Source organism: Pseudomonas sp. 9.2(2024), assembly GCF_039695385.1.
Taxonomy (GTDB): domain Bacteria; phylum Pseudomonadota; class Gammaproteobacteria; order Pseudomonadales; family Pseudomonadaceae; genus Aquipseudomonas; species Aquipseudomonas paraglycinae.
Genome location: NZ_CP155585.1, coordinates 4,062,757 through 4,076,533, shown reverse-complemented (window position 1 = coordinate 4,076,533; position 13,777 = coordinate 4,062,757). Strand labels below are relative to the sequence as shown.

At 61.3% G+C, this 13,777-nt stretch carries 13 protein-coding genes; 5 read left to right on the top strand and 8 right to left on the bottom strand.

What is annotated here, in order from left to right:
* The first annotated feature begins 3 nt into the window (after positions 1 to 3).
* Positions 4 to 936, top strand: coding sequence for a CDF family Co(II)/Ni(II) efflux transporter DmeF (gene dmeF / locus ABFB52_RS18185; protein ID WP_041475578.1), 933 nt, complete (start codon positions 4 to 6; stop codon positions 934 to 936).
* Here the strand turns inward: dmeF and ABFB52_RS18180 are convergent.
* Positions 933 to 2,033, bottom strand: coding sequence for a cytochrome P450 (locus tag ABFB52_RS18180; protein ID WP_129973994.1), 1,101 nt, complete (start codon positions 2,031 to 2,033; stop codon positions 933 to 935). The genes dmeF and ABFB52_RS18180 overlap by 4 nt on opposite strands.
* 79 nt (positions 2,034 to 2,112) lie before the next feature.
* On the opposite strand from ABFB52_RS18180, the gene ABFB52_RS18175 reads away from it, so the two are divergent.
* A complete protein-coding gene (locus ABFB52_RS18175) occupies positions 2,113 to 2,874 on the top strand; it encodes a helix-turn-helix transcriptional regulator (protein ID WP_085746057.1) in 762 nt (253 codons plus the stop codon).
* Here the strand turns inward: ABFB52_RS18175 and ABFB52_RS18170 are convergent.
* Positions 2,871 to 3,614 carry an SDR family oxidoreductase gene (locus tag ABFB52_RS18170; RefSeq protein ID WP_085746058.1) on the bottom strand — a complete coding sequence of 248 codons (744 nt, stop codon included), beginning with the start codon at positions 3,612 to 3,614 and terminating at the stop codon, positions 2,871 to 2,873. The genes ABFB52_RS18175 and ABFB52_RS18170 overlap by 4 nt on opposite strands.
* Before the next feature lie 261 nt (positions 3,615 to 3,875).
* On the opposite strand from ABFB52_RS18170, the gene ABFB52_RS18165 reads away from it, so the two are divergent.
* On the top strand, positions 3,876 to 5,093 hold the full coding sequence (locus ABFB52_RS18165; protein WP_129973995.1) for a putative DNA modification/repair radical SAM protein: 1,218 nt from the start codon (positions 3,876 to 3,878) through the stop codon (positions 5,091 to 5,093).
* Positions 5,093 to 5,932 carry a TIGR03915 family putative DNA repair protein gene (locus ABFB52_RS18160; RefSeq protein ID WP_064380563.1) on the top strand — a complete coding sequence of 280 codons (840 nt, stop codon included), beginning with the start codon at positions 5,093 to 5,095 and terminating at the stop codon, positions 5,930 to 5,932. The genes ABFB52_RS18165 and ABFB52_RS18160 overlap by 1 nt, the downstream gene beginning before the upstream one ends.
* A 52-nt stretch (positions 5,933 to 5,984) precedes the next feature.
* Here ABFB52_RS18160 and ABFB52_RS18155 read toward each other — a convergent pair whose 3' ends face one another.
* The 5 genes from ABFB52_RS18155 to ABFB52_RS18135 form a co-directional block, all read right to left on the bottom strand.
* Positions 5,985 to 7,004: a branched-chain amino acid aminotransferase gene (locus ABFB52_RS18155; protein ID WP_011334831.1), complete on the bottom strand. Its 1,020-nt coding sequence runs from the start codon at positions 7,002 to 7,004 to the stop codon at positions 5,985 to 5,987.
* 236 nt (positions 7,005 to 7,240) lie between these two features.
* Entirely contained in the window at positions 7,241 to 8,614 is a 1,374-nt protein-coding gene (gene lpdA / locus ABFB52_RS18150) for a dihydrolipoyl dehydrogenase (RefSeq protein WP_129973996.1), read from the bottom strand.
* Between the two features lie 4 nt (positions 8,615 to 8,618).
* Positions 8,619 to 9,899 (bottom strand): dihydrolipoamide acetyltransferase family protein, encoded by a 1,281-nt coding sequence (locus tag ABFB52_RS18145; protein WP_129973997.1) that lies wholly within the window; start codon positions 9,897 to 9,899, stop codon positions 8,619 to 8,621.
* A complete protein-coding gene (locus ABFB52_RS18140; protein WP_007952909.1) occupies positions 9,900 to 10,958 on the bottom strand; it encodes an alpha-ketoacid dehydrogenase subunit beta in 1,059 nt (352 codons plus the stop codon).
* Position 10,959: 1 nt separating this feature from the next.
* On the bottom strand, positions 10,960 to 12,195 hold the full coding sequence (locus tag ABFB52_RS18135; protein WP_007952906.1) for a 3-methyl-2-oxobutanoate dehydrogenase (2-methylpropanoyl-transferring) subunit alpha: 1,236 nt from the start codon (positions 12,193 to 12,195) through the stop codon (positions 10,960 to 10,962).
* A 185-nt stretch (positions 12,196 to 12,380) separates the two neighbouring features.
* Here ABFB52_RS18135 and bkdR point away from each other — a divergent pair, with 185 nt between their 5' ends.
* Complete coding sequence (gene bkdR / locus ABFB52_RS18130) at positions 12,381 to 12,869, top strand: Bkd operon transcriptional regulator BkdR (RefSeq protein ID WP_085602691.1); 489 nt, start codon at positions 12,381 to 12,383, stop codon at positions 12,867 to 12,869.
* Positions 12,870 to 12,883: 14 nt separating this feature from the next.
* Here the strand turns inward: bkdR and ABFB52_RS18125 are convergent, their stop codons facing one another.
* The gene (locus ABFB52_RS18125) at positions 12,884 to 13,744 is read right to left on the bottom strand and encodes a tyrosinase family protein (RefSeq protein ID WP_085746063.1); all 861 of its coding nucleotides are present in this window, start codon (positions 13,742 to 13,744) and stop codon (positions 12,884 to 12,886) included.
* Between the last annotated feature and the right edge of the window lie 33 nt (positions 13,745 to 13,777).

Sequence of the window (13,777 nt, the reverse complement as noted above, 5' to 3'; positions counted from 1 at the left end):
ATCATGACCCTCAAGGTTGATGACTTTTCCCACAACCACCAGTTTCTCGGTGCTTCGCACGATGAAAACGCCCGCCGCACCCTGTGGGTGGTGGTGCTGACTTTCGTGATGATGATCGGCGAAATTGCCGCCGGTTATCTCACCGGTTCCATGGCATTGCTGGCCGACGGTTTCCACATGGCGACCCACGCCGGCGCCTTGGGCATCGCGGCGGCGGCCTATGGTTTTGCCCGGCGTAACGCCAACAACCGACGCTACAGTTTCGGCACCGGCAAGGTCGGCGATCTGGCGGGTTTTGCCTCGGCGATGGTGTTGGGGCTGGTGTCGCTGGGGATTGCCGGGGAATCGGTTTTCCGTCTGTTCCAGCCAACCAGTGTGGCGTTCGGCGAAGCAACCTTGATTGCCGTGGTCGGCCTGGGCGTCAACCTGCTCAGCGCTTTTCTGCTGGCCGGTCACCACAGCCATCACGACCACGGCCATAGTCACGACCACAGCCACGATCATGGCCATCACCACCATCACGACAACAACCTGCGTTCAGCCTACGTGCACGTATTGGCGGACGCGTTGACGTCGGTGCTGGCGATTGCCGCGCTGCTGGCCGGGCGCTATCTGGGCTGGGTGTGGATGGACCCGGTGATGGGCATCGTCGGTTCCATCGTCATCGCCAAATGGGCCTGGAACCTGATGCGCGACAGCGCCGCCGTGTTGCTCGACACCACCGATGAACCCGTGGCCGAGGAGATCCGCGAACTGCTGGAAACCTCCGATGATGTGCGCATCAGCGATTTGCACGTCTGGCAGGTCGGCCCGCAGGCGCGGGCGGCGATTGTCAGTGTGGTCGCGGTGGCGGGCGTGACTGCCGACGCGATCCGTGAGCGCTTGGCGCCGGTGCATGAACTTTCGCACCTGACCATCGAATTGCGCAACGCTTAAGGCTGCACCTCGCTGAACATCGGAATTCTCCCATTCAGCGAAGGCCGGTAGTGCCATGCGAATCGCCCCGGATCGATGTCGCGGGCGAGGATTTCAGTGAGTGTGGCGCTGGCGATCGTCATTGCCAGCATCTGTCCGGGACATTGATGCCGACCGCTGCCGAACGTGAAGCTGCGGCGATTCGGGCGATCCGGCATAAAGCGATCCGGGTTTTCATTGAGTGCCGGATCGCGATTGGCCGAGGCCAGCAGCACCAGAATCACGTCACCTGCTTCCAGCCGCACGCCGTCGATTTCACAGCTGTTCGCCACAAATCGACGGGTGTTCTGTACCGAAGGATCGAAGTGCTGGACTTCAGCCAGCAACGAATCCACTGACGCCGCGCGTAATTCAGGCTGACGCTGCAACGCCACCAGCGCATTACCGATAAGCCCGGCGGTGGCTTCGAATGTCTGCGAACAGAGGCCGATCAGGTTGGCGAGCAGCACATCCTCCTCGCCGACAAAACGCTGTTGGATGTCGGCGAGAAACGGATTCGGATCCGCCAGCAATTCAATAAAGTAACCGCGCAATTGCTCCGCCGCCCGATGGGCTGCGGCCAGTTGCAGGTCATTGCTCAGTGGCGACAGACACGCCGCGAAATCCGCCGTCAGTTCACTGATGACCCGCGCCTGCGCCGGGGTGAATCCGAGCAACGATGCAACCACGCACACCGGGCCGCGAAACATGGCTTTATAGAGGCCGTCGGAATCATTGGTGATCAACCGCGCGGACACCAGAGCGCTGACTCCTTCCCGATCAAAGAGCCCCAGCGGAGGCTCAATGGCCGAACGCGGGCAACGCTGAGCTTCACCGTCATTCATACGCATCAAGAGGCCAAACACCTTGCCCGCCATGCCATCGGCGATGGCTTTGGGCACCGGCTCCTGCACCGGACGCACCCTGCAATCCGGATGCGCCAACACCGCGCACACCGCGCGGGCGCTACTGGCAATCCACAGTTTCAGTCCGTGATGAAAAGTCAGCCCGCCCGCTGCGCGCAGTTCGGCGTAGTAGGGGTAGGGATCGGCGTGAGTCGCCGCGATGATCGGGTCCATGGATCGCAACCTTGTCGGTGGGGAAAGTGTTGCTACTATCTCCAGTCCTTGAGGGCGATGATTCGTCCGGGAGCGAAATATGCACGCAGAACATCAAGACATCGGCGTCTCGCAAGTGGCTGCCGCCATCGCGGAGCCGGCGCGGACCAAAATGCTGTGCTCGCTGATGGACGGCCACGCCCGCACCGCCACCGAGCTGGCGACCCTCGCCGACGTCAGCGCCTCGACCGCCAGCGCTCACCTGGCCAAGCTCAAGGACCTGGCGCTGGTGCGCCTGCACGTGCAGGGCCGCCACCGTTATTACAGCCTCGCCGACAAGCGCGTGGCCCAGGCGCTGGAAGCGCTGATGGTGATCGGTCAGAACCCCGCACCGACCTTCAAACCGCACACGCCGGATCGCCTGCAATTCGCCCGCACCTGCTACGACCACATGGCTGGGACGCTGGCGGTGTTGTTGCATGACCGGTTACTGGAGGGTGGTTGGCTGGTGGAAACCGACGAGCAGGTTTATCGCCTCAGTGAAAGCGGGGAGGCGTTTTTTGAAGGGCTGGGCATTGAGGTCAAGGATCTGCCGACGATGCGCCGCCGCTTTGCCTGCCCGTGCCTGGACTGGAGCATGCGTCGGCCACATCTGGGCGGTTCGCTCGGGGCGGCGTTGTTGCAGGCTGCGTTGAAGCGCAAATGGGTGACGCAGGATCTGGACAGTCGGGCGCTGACGTTGACGGTGCAGGGGCGCCGAGAATTGTCATCGCGCTGGGGGCTGGTTTTGCCCGAAGCCGGGCGGGATTCGTCAGGTCGCCAGTTGGCTGATTCCACGCCCGGATCGGTGCATGCGCGTTAGCTCAAGGTGTATCCGCTGTCGACCACCCAGTCCTGACCGATGACGCCGCGTGCGCCATTGCCCAGCTGGAACAGAATGACGTCGGCCACTGCCGCAGGTTCGAGGAATTGTCCGCCCAATAGTCGTTTGTTGACGCCTTGGGCCACGTCGCCGAGCGCTTCGTCACTCAGGCCCAGCGTTGACCAGATCGGCGTTGCGGTCGGGCCGGGGGAGACACAATTGATGCGCACACCGTGGGGTGCCAGCTCGACCGCGAGGGTTCGGGCGTGGGCGATCAATGCTGCTTTTGATGCGATATAGGCGGCCAGTCCCGCGAAACTGATTCCGGCCAGAAAAGTACCGATGAACACCACTGACGCCTTGTCTGCAAGGTGCGGGCGCAGGGCGGCCAAGGTGTTAAGGGCGCCGGCGCCGTTCACTGCCCATTGGCGATCGAACGCCGAACTGTCGAGCCCGTCGGCGAGTTCTGCGATACCGGCATTGGGCACCACGAAACTCACCGGGCCCAGACTCGCAGCTTGCTCGGCCAAGGAGGCAAGGTCAGAGGCTTGAGTGACATCGCCGGGTTGCCAGACCAGTTGCTGCGTATACCGCTCAAGCAGTTCGGCCAGTGCGCCGAGTTTTCGCGACATGGCCAATACGCGCGCGCCTTGATCCAGCAGACGCTCGGTCGCGGCCAGGCCTATGCCTGAACTGGCACCGGTGACGACGGCAAGCTTGCCCTGAAAAACATGATCCATGTTCGACTCCCGTTTTGGTCTTCAGCCAAATGGCTACGGGGAGTCAGTCAATTTTCGGGCCATGCCGGACAGCCTTTGATATCAAGGGCTGCGTAGGGTTGATAGTCATTATGACGCTTGTGGGGTCGAGTCAATCTGACTGCTGCTGAGTCAAATTGACCTGACTGCTGCGGTGCGACATTCCGACGAAGAGCGGCATTGCACCTTGTGTGAGCCAATCGCTGTCTATACTGTATATGCGAACAGTATCGAGTCCGTGCCATGCAAATCATCGACAAGCTCAGCATCCTCGCCGACGCCGCCAAGTACGACGCTTCTTGTGCGAGCAGTGGCGCGCCCAAGCGCAGCTCCGAGGGCAAAAGCGGGCTGGGATCAACCGATGGCATGGGCATCTGCCACAGCTACACGCCGGACGGGCGTTGCGTGTCGCTGCTCAAGATTCTGCTGACCAACTTTTGTCTCTACGACTGCCAATACTGCGTCAACCGGCGCTCCAGTGACGTGCCGCGTGCGCGTTTCACGCCCGAGGAAGTGGTGACGCTGACCCTGGATTTCTACCGGCGCAATTGCGTCAGCGGGTTGTTTCTCAGCTCGGGGATCATTCGTTCGGCGGACTACACCATGGAGCAACTGGTGCGCGTCGCCAAGCTGCTGCGCGAAGAGCATGAGTTCCGTGGCTACATTCATCTCAAGACCATCCCTGATGCGGATCCTGCGTTGATCGAAGAGGCCGGGCGTTATGCTGACCGTTTGAGCGTCAACATCGAATTGCCCACCGATGCCAGCCTGCAAACTCTCGCGCCGGAGAAGCACATCGGCTCGATCAAGCAGGCGATGAACACCATCTACACCGGTGTGCAGACCGTGCTCAACGAACCTCGCGCACCAAAGTTCGCCCCGGCCGGGCAGAGCACGCAAATGATTGTGGGTGCCGATGACACCGACGACAGCACCATCCTGCACAGCGCACAGGCGCTCTACGGCAACTTCCGTTTGCGCCGGGTCTATTACTCGGCCTTCAGTCCGATTCCCGACAGTCCTAAAAGTGTGCCACTGGCCGCACCGCCACTGATGCGCGAGCACCGCTTGTATCAGGCGGATTTCCTGTTGCGCGGTTATGGCTATACCGCCGATGAGTTGCTCACGGGGCCGGGCAATCTGGCGTTGGACATCGACCCGAAGCTGGCCTGGGCGCTGCAGAATCGCGAGGTGTTTCCGCTGGACCTCAATCGCGCCGAACCGGCGTTGATTTCACGCATTCCCGGCATCGGCTTGCGCACCACCGAACGTCTGGTGGAACTGCGTCGGCAGCGGCGCATTCGCTACGAAGACGTGGCGCGCATGCGCTGTGTGCTGGCCAAGGCCAAGCCGTTCATCATCACCAGCGATTACCACCCGCAGCAGGCCGAGGTCACTAGCCAGATGCTTTATCAGCAGTTGCGCGACCGACCAATGCCGCAACAGATGGGGCTGTGGTGATGATCAATCTCGACTGCGACGACCTGTTCGACACCTGGCGCCAACAGGCGCGCTGGCTGCTCAGCCATGAAATCGATCCGAGTCTGGTGAGCTGGGCGTCGGAAGGGGTAAGTGATCTGTTTGCCAGTGACGTGTCAGTGCCCGAAGGGCAGGGGCCGTTTCAGGCACGGATTCCGCGTGCTTTGCTCGACACCCTGGAACAAGCATCTCGTTACCGGGGCGATCAACGCTGGAGTCTGCTGTATGAAGTGCTGTGGCGAGTCAGCCACGGTGACCGCACGGCAATGATGGCTGGCGACAAGCTGGGCAGCGAGTTGCAGCGGCGGATCAAGCAGGTGCAGCGCGAAGCCCATCATCTGCATGCGTTCGTGCGCTTCATCGAGCGCCCGCCAGAGCTGCCGGGCCCGCAATACGTCGCATGGCACGAACCGGCCCACGACATTCTGCACAGCGCCAGCGAACACTTTATCGGGCGCATGGGCCGGCATCGCTGGCTGATCGCCACGCCTCGCGACGGGGTTTATTACGATGGTGAACAACTGATCCATGAACGTCAGTGTCCGCTGGAGTGGCAGCAACTGGCGCAGAATGTCGACGATCCCCACGGTGACTTGTGGCTGACGTACTACAGCCACATCTTCAACCCGGCGCGTTTGAACGAGAAAGTCATGCAGGGGCATTTGCCGACGCGGTTCTGGAAGAACCTGCCGGAAGGAGAGCTGATTCCCGGATTGATTACCCAGGCGCGAATGGGCAAGCAGCAGAACGGACAGGCGAGCGGGATTGCCGGTCGCGCGGGCAAGCGGATTGCCATGAAGGCCACCGAGCCAAACGAATAAAAAAGCCCCCATCGATCACTCGATGGGGGCTTTTGTGCATCTGGCCGTCAGGTCAAACCTTGACGATCCAGCCTGCTGGCGCTTCGACGTCGCCAGTCTGTACGCCGGTCAGCTCTTTGTAGAGCTTCTGGGTCACAGGGCCGACTTCGGTTTCGCTGTGGAACACGTGCAGGTGGTCGTTGTAGCTGATGCCGCCGATTGGGGTGATCACCGCCGCAGTACCGCAGGCACCGGCTTCCTTGAAGTCCGACAGCTTGTCGATGAACACGTCGCCTTCGACCACTTCCAGGCCCAGACGGGACTTGGCCAGTTCGATCAGCGACAGACGGGTGATGCCTGGCAGTACCGACGGCGAGTTCGGGGTCACGAACTTGTTGTCGTGGGTGATCCCGAAGAAGTTGGCCGAACCGACTTCTTCGATCTTCTTGTGGGTCAGCGGATCCAGGTAGATGGCGTCAGCGAAGTGCGCTTTCTTGGCCTGGGAGCCCGGCATCAGGCTGGCGGCGTAGTTGCCACCGACCTTGGCGGCACCGGTGCCTTGTGGAGCGGCGCGGTCGAAGGTGGAGATCTGGAAGTTGTGCGGGGTCAGGCCGCCCTTGAAGTAGGCGCCGACCGGGATCGCGAATACCGAGAAGATGAACTCCGGTGCGGTACGCACGCCGATGTTGTCACCCACGCCGATCACGAACGGGCGCAGGTACAGCGCGCCGCCGGTGCCGTAAGGCGGGATGAAGCGCTCGTTGGCGCGAACCACTTCCTTGCACGCTTCGATGAACTGCTCGGTGGACACATGCGGCATCAGCAGGCGGGCGCAGCTGCGCTGCATGCGCGCGGCGTTCTGGTCCGGACGGAACAGGTTGATCGAGCCGTCCTTGCAACGATAGGCCTTCAGGCCTTCGAAGCATTGCTGGCCATAGTGAAGGGCAGTGGAGCCTTCGCTGATGTGCAGCACGTTGTCTTCGGTCAGGGTGCCTTTGTCCCACTCGCCATTGCGAAAGTACGACAGATAGCGTTTGTCGGTCTTGATGTAGTCAAAACCCAGCTTGTCCCAGTTGATGCTTTCGTTACCCATGACACCCTCTATCACTGAACAACCGCCGAAGCGGTTCAAGGCTTCTGACGTTTTTTTGGATGGGCACAACAATACTTCATTCTTGAGCGGTTTCGCAGCCCGAAATCTCTGCCTTTGATCGTTCCCACGCTCTGCGTGGGAATGCAGTCCGGGACGCTCTGCGTCCCAACAGCCGAACGCGGAGCGTCCGTGGAGGCATTCCCACGCGGAGCGTGGGAACGATCTGCGACCGAGCGTTACAGGTGCAACGCGTGGCCGAGGGCACGCAACGCCGCTTCCTGCACCGCTTCGCCCAGGGTCGGGTGCGCATGGATGGTGCCGCCGATGTCTTCCAGTCGCGCGCCCATTTCCAGGCTTTGCGCGAACGCAGTCGACAATTCCGATACCCCGACACCCACCGCCTGCCAGCCGACAATCACATGATTGTCCCGACGGGCGACCACCCGCACGAAGCCGGTTTTCGATTCCAGCGTCATCGCCCGGCCATTGGCCGCGAACGGGAAGTTCGACACGATGCAGTCAAGTCCCGCCGCCTTGGCCTCGTCCGGGGTCTTGCCGACGACCACCAGCTCCGGGTCGGTGAAGCACACGGCAGCAATGGCGGTCGGGTTGAATTCGCGGGTCTTGCCGCTGATCAGCTCGGCGACCATTTCGCCCTGGGCCATGGCGCGGTGGGCCAGCATCGGCTCGCCGCTCAGGTCGCCGATGGCGTAGACGTTGCGCATGCTGGTCTGGCAGCGGCTGTCGATCTTGAGCGCCGAGCCGTTCATGTCCAGGTTCAGGGCTTCAAGGTTCCAGCCCTGGGTATTGGGTTTGCGACCGACGGCCACCAGCACCTGATCGGTTTCCAGGTTCAGGGTATCGCCGTTCGGATCGCGCACCTGCAACGTGCCGTCGAAGCCCAGCACGCTGTGCTTGAGGTACAGCTTCACGCCCAGTTGCTTCAGCGCGTCGTGCACCGGTTGGGTCAGTTCGGCGTCGTAGGCCGGCAGGATGCGATCCTGCGCCTCTACCACGCTGACCTCGGCGCCGAGCTTGCGATAGGCAATGCCCAGCTCCAGACCGATGTAACCACCGCCGACCACGATCAGGCGTTTCGGAACCGACTTCGGTGCCAGCGCCTCGGTGGACGAAATGATCGGCCCGCCAATCGGCAGGATTGGCAGATTGACGCTTTTCGAACCGGTGGCCAGCACCAGATGCTCGCACTGGATGCGGGTGTCGCCGACTTCCACGGTCTTGCCGTCGATGACCTTGGCCCAGCCGTTGATGACCTGAACCTTGTTCTTCTTCAGCAGCGCGGCGACGCCGGTGGTCAGGCGATCAACGATGCCGTCCTTCCACTCGACGCTTTTAGTGATGTCGAGGGTCGGCGCCGAAACGCTGATGCCCAGTGCCGAATGCTGGTTGTGATGCTGAGTCTGGTGAAACTGTTCGGCCACATGAATCAGTGCTTTTGACGGAATGCAGCCGATGTTCAGGCAGGTGCCGCCCAGCGATTCGCCCTCGACCAGAATGGTCGGAATGCCCAGTTGCCCGGCGCGAATGGCCGTCACGTAACCGCCGGGGCCGCCGCCGATGATCAGCAGCGTGGTGTTCAGAGTTTGCATGCCATCACTCCACAAACAGGGTCGCGGGTTGTTCGAGCAAGCCACGAATGGCCTGGATGAAGAGCGCCGCGTCCATGCCGTCGACCACGCGGTGATCGAAGGAACTGGAGAGGTTCATCATCTTGCGGATCACCACCTGGCCTTTGACGACCATCGGGCGTTCGACGATTTTGTTGACGCCGACGATCGCCACTTCCGGCAGGTTCAGCACCGGGGTGCTGACGATGCCGCCGAGGGCGCCGAGGCTAGTCAGGGTGATGGTCGAGCCGGAGAGTTCATCGCGGCTGGCTTTGCCGTTGCGGGCGGCGGTGGCGAGGCGGGAGATTTCCGCCGCGCTGTCCCAGAGGCTGCGCGCTTCGGCGTGACGCACCACCGGCACCATCAGGCCGACATCGCTTTGGGTAGCGACGCCGACATGCACCGCGCCGAGGCGGGTGATGACCTGGGCTTCGTCGTCGTAACGGGCGTTCATTTGCGGGAAGTCGCGCAGGGCGACGACCAGTGCGCGCACGAGGAACGGCAGCAAGGTCAGCTTGCCACGACTCGCGCCGTGTTTTTCGTTCAGGTGGGCACGCAATTCTTCAATCGCGGTGACGTCGATTTCTTCGACATAACTGAAGTGCGCGGCACGCTGAGTGGCATCCTGCATGCGCTGGGCAATCTTGCGGCGCATGCCGATAACCTGAATCTGTTCTTCATCGTTGCGCTGAGCGTACGCGGCAGCGACCGGCGCCGAAGCGTTCGACTGACCTTGCGCCAGATAGGCGTCGAGGTCTTCGTGCAATACGCGACCGGCCGGGCCGGAACCGCGCACCAGACGCAATTGAATGCCCAGGTCCAGCGCATGCTTGCGCACGGCCGGCGAGGCGAGCGGACGCTCATCGGCTTCGCGAGCAACCATCGGGCCCTGGCAAACGGCAGCTGCCGGACGTGGTGCGGCGGGAGCAGGTTTGCTTTCAACGACAGCTTCAACTTTGGTTGCGACTGGAGTTTCTTTCGCCGCCACAGGCGCCGGTTTGTCCGACTCCTTCAGATTGCCTGCGCCTTCAACCTCGATGCTGATCAGAATACTGCCGACCGCCATCACTTCACCCGGCTGACCGCCCAGCGCAATCACCTTGCCGTGGACTGGCGACGGAATGTCGACCATTGCCTTGTCGGTCATCACATCCGCCAGCACCTGATCTTCAACGACCAGATCGCCGACCTTGACGTGCCACTGCGACAGTTCTACTTCTGCGATGCCTTCGCCGATGTCCGGCATCTTGATAACGTGCGTGCCCATTCAGACCTCCATGACCCGTTTCAGTGCCGCGCCCACTCGGGACGGCCCAGGGAAATACGCCCACTCCTGCGCGTGCGGGTAGGGGGTGTCCCAACCGGTGACGCGTTCGATCGGCGCTTCCAGGTGGTGGAAGCAATGCTCTTGCACCAGCGACACCAGTTCGGCGCCGAAACCGCAGGTGCGGGTGGCTTCGTGAACCACGACGCAACGGCCGGTTTTCTTCACGGATTTGACGATGGTTTCCAGGTCCAGCGGCCACAGGCTGCGCAGGTCGATGACTTCGGCGTCAACACCGCTTTCTTCAGCCGCAACTTGCGAGACGTAAACGGTGGTGCCGTAGGTCAGCACGGTCACGTCCTTGCCCGGACGGGTGATGGCGGCCACGTCCAGCGGCACGGTGTAGTAACCGTCCGGCACTTGCGCGGCGGGGTGTTTCGACCACGGTGTTACCGGGCGGTCGTGGTGGCCGTCGAACGGGCCGTTGTACAGGCGTTTCGGCTCGAGGAAGATCACCGGATCATCGTTTTCGATGGAGGCGATCAGCAGGCCTTTGGCGTCATACGGGTTGGAAGGCATGACCGTGCGCAGACCGCAGACCTGAGTGAACATCGCCTCGATGCTCTGGCTGTGGGTCTGGCCGCCGTAGATGCCGCCGCCGCAAGGCATGCGCAGGGTCATCGGCGCGGTGAACTCGCCGGCCGAGCGATAACGCAGGCGGGCGGCTTCGGAAATGATCTGGTCGGACGCCGGGTACACGTAGTCGGCGAACTGAATCTCGGCCACCGGACGCAAACCATAAGCGCCCATGCCCACCGCGACGCCGACGATACCGCTCTCGGAAATCGGCGCATCGAACACCCGCGAGGTGCCGTACTTGGTCTGCAGGCCTTCGGTGCAACGGAACACGCCGCCGAAGTAGCCGACGTCCTGGCCGAACACCACAACGTTGTCGTCACGCTCAAGCATCACATCCATGGCCGAGCGCAGGGCCTGGATCATGGTCATGGTGGTCGTGGTCATGGCGGTTTCCAACTGAATATTGTTGTTGTGATCGTTCATGTCAGATCCCCAACTGCTGACGCTGGCGCTTCAAGTGCTCCGGCATCTCTTTGTAGACGTCTTCGAACATGGTCGCGGCGCTTGGAATCTGGCCGCCGGCCAGGGTGCCGTACTGTTCGGCCTGTTTCTGTGCGGCGATCACTTCGGCTTCGAGCTCGGCGCTGACGGCGGCGTGCTCTTCTTCCGACCAGTGGCCGACCTTGATCAGGTGCTGTTTCAGGCGGGCAATCGGGTCGCCCAGCGGGAAGTGGCTCCAGTCGTCAGCCGGACGGTATTTGGACGGATCGTCGGAGGTCGAGTGCGGGCCGGCGCGGTAGGTGACCCATTCGATCATGGTCGGGCCGAGGTTGCGGCGAGCGCGTTCTGCAGCCCAGGCGGAGGCGGCGTAGACCGCGTAGAAATCGTTGCCATCGACCCGCAGGGAAGCGATGCCGCAACCGACGCCGCGTCCGGCGAAGGTGGTGGCTTCACCACCGGCGATGGCCTGGAAGGTCGAGATCGCCCACTGGTTGTTGACCACGTTGAGGATCACCGGCGCACGGTAAACGTGGGCGAAGGTGAGGGCGGTGTGGAAGTCCGATTCGGCGGTGGCACCATCGCCGATCCAGGCCGAGGCGATTTTGGTGTCGCCCTTGATCGCCGAGGCCATGCCCCAGCCCACGCCTTGAATGAACTGAGTGGCGAGGTTGCCGGAAATGGTGAAGAAGCCTGCGTCCTTGACCGAGTACATGATCGGCAGTTGACGGCCCTTGAGCGGATCGCGCTCGTTGGACAGCAGTTGGCAGATCAGGTCGACCAATGGCACGTCGCGAGCCATCAGAATGCTTTGCTGGCGGTAGGTCGGGAAGCACATGTCGTCGATGTTCAAGGCCAGGGCCTGGGCGCTGCCGATGGCTTCTTCGCCAAGGCTCTGCATGTAGAACGACATTTTTTTCTGACGCTGGGCGACCACCATGCGGTTGTCGTAGATCCGGGTCTTGAGCATGGCGCGCATGCCTTTGCGCAGGATCTCGACCGGCACGTTTTCAGCCCACGGGCCGAGAGCGTTGCCCTGGTCGTCGAGCACGCGGATCAGGCCACGAGCCAGGTCGGCAGTGTCGGCCGGTTCAACGTCGATGGAAGGTTTACGCACCGTGCCCGCATCGGTCAGATGCAGGTAGGAGAAATCGGTTTTGCAGCCTGGGCGGCCCGAGGGTTCAGGGACGTGCAGACGCAGCGGTTCATACGCTTGAGTCATGGCTTCTACGCTCGATCTTGTGAATTTCTTGTAGTGAGCTGGCAGTCATTCTTCGATAAAAGAAATCTTGTCCTACAACAATCATAGGCCCGGGCAAGAAGAATATTTCTCTCTGTTTCGTTGCGCTGAAGATCATTTGCAGATAGAAATTCTGCATAAACATAAAAAACAGGTGGTTTTGTCTCATGCGCAAACTGGACCGTACCGACATCGGCATTCTCAACAGCCTTCAGGAGAACGCGCGCATCACCAACGCCGACCTGGCCCGTTCGGTCAATCTGTCGCCGACGCCGTGCTTCAACCGGGTCAAGGCAATGGAAGAGCTGGGGCTGATCCGCGAGCAGGTGACCCTGCTGGATGCCGACCTGCTGGGGCTGCACGTCAACGTGTTCATCCACGTCAGTCTCGAGAAGCAGGTAGAGGAAGCGCTGCAGCATTTCGAAGAGGCGATTTCCGACCGCCCCGAAGTCATGGAGTGCTACCTGATGGCCGGCGACCCGGATTATCTGATCCGCGTGCTGGTGCCGACCATTCAGGCGCTTGAACGCTTCATGATGGACTTTCTGACCAAAGTCCCCGGCGTGGCGAACATCCGGTCAAGCTTTGCCCTCAAGCAGGTGCGCTACAAAACGGCACTACCATTACCGGCCAATGGCCTGATCCTCGGGAGCTGAGTGCTCAGCCCTGATCAGAGATCGGCATAGCCGTAATCCAGACTTGCCGTGTTCAAGGTCTGTTCCACCCTGAAAGGCTGAAGCCAGGGCGCAGGTTCATTGTCCGGATTGAACATCAGCGTTGAACCGAGCATCCCGTGTGGTGCGTTCTCGGGAAATGCGATCACCGGCTCGGTCGGGTGTTTGCGCTTCCAGCGCTCCCAGAGAAAGTCGAGATAACAGTGGTGCAAGAAGAACAACGGATCGTTGGGAGAGGAGGCTTCGCCCATGTTGCCTCCAACCCAGGCATGCACATCGTTGTGCATCATTTCCGTCAGATTTTCCCATCCGGTCGGTTCGAGCCAGTAGGGCGTTCTGTTCAATAAGGTTTCGACATCCAGCGCAGAGGGGAGCGGTGAGGGGCCTGCTCCGAAGTTGCGCCGCAAGCCAGGATCTCCTGTCTCACCATCCCAGACCTTTATGCCGAATAAACGACGCTCGAGGGCAAACGGGCCAATGGTTACCCGCTGGTTTTGCGTCGGGTCGCCGTCTCTGCCCATGAAATCGTCAGTAAAGGGGTCATCCGCACCATTCATGCTCCAGTTCCAGTACGGCAGCGTGATGGTCGGGTTGTCTGCGGCGGCTTGCAGTTCAAGCTCGAACTGGCGAATCAGGACGCGATGCCAGGGAAAAAATAAAGGGGTTCCATGGGGGTTGGGGAAGATCGGGTTACCTCGTCCCATGGAATTCTTGTGGATCTGTACAAAGTCATCGTAGCGACTCTGCTGGCCCGGGCGCAGCACGCTGGGCGTCTGGTTTTTCAGTATCAGAATGGCATTTACGAAGGCGTGTTTCTGTTCCGGCGTCAGGTCGCGATGGTTACGGCGAATATCCATATTGCCAAATCTCCATGGGTTGATTACCCCATG

Coding starts and splice junctions, on each gene's coding strand:
- dmeF (WP_041475578.1), top strand. CDS start 4: ATGACCCTCAAGGTTGATGACTTTTCCCACAACCACCAGTTTCTCGGT.
- ABFB52_RS18180 (WP_129973994.1), bottom strand. CDS start 2,033: ATGGACCCGATCATCGCGGCGACTCACGCCGATCCCTACCCCTACTAC.
- ABFB52_RS18175 (WP_085746057.1), top strand. CDS start 2,113: ATGCACGCAGAACATCAAGACATCGGCGTCTCGCAAGTGGCTGCCGCC.
- ABFB52_RS18170 (WP_085746058.1), bottom strand. CDS start 3,614: ATGGATCATGTTTTTCAGGGCAAGCTTGCCGTCGTCACCGGTGCCAGT.
- ABFB52_RS18165 (WP_129973995.1), top strand. CDS start 3,876: ATGCAAATCATCGACAAGCTCAGCATCCTCGCCGACGCCGCCAAGTAC.
- ABFB52_RS18160 (WP_064380563.1), top strand. CDS start 5,093: ATGATCAATCTCGACTGCGACGACCTGTTCGACACCTGGCGCCAACAG.
- ABFB52_RS18155 (WP_011334831.1), bottom strand. CDS start 7,004: ATGGGTAACGAAAGCATCAACTGGGACAAGCTGGGTTTTGACTACATC.
- lpdA (WP_129973996.1), bottom strand. CDS start 8,614: ATGCAAACTCTGAACACCACGCTGCTGATCATCGGCGGCGGCCCCGGC.
- ABFB52_RS18145 (WP_129973997.1), bottom strand. CDS start 9,899: ATGGGCACGCACGTTATCAAGATGCCGGACATCGGCGAAGGCATCGCA.
- ABFB52_RS18140 (WP_007952909.1), bottom strand. CDS start 10,958: ATGAACGATCACAACAACAATATTCAGTTGGAAACCGCCATGACCACG.
- ABFB52_RS18135 (WP_007952906.1), bottom strand. CDS start 12,195: ATGACTCAAGCGTATGAACCGCTGCGTCTGCACGTCCCTGAACCCTCG.
- bkdR (WP_085602691.1), top strand. CDS start 12,381: ATGCGCAAACTGGACCGTACCGACATCGGCATTCTCAACAGCCTTCAG.
- ABFB52_RS18125 (WP_085746063.1), bottom strand. CDS start 13,744: ATGGATATTCGCCGTAACCATCGCGACCTGACGCCGGAACAGAAACAC.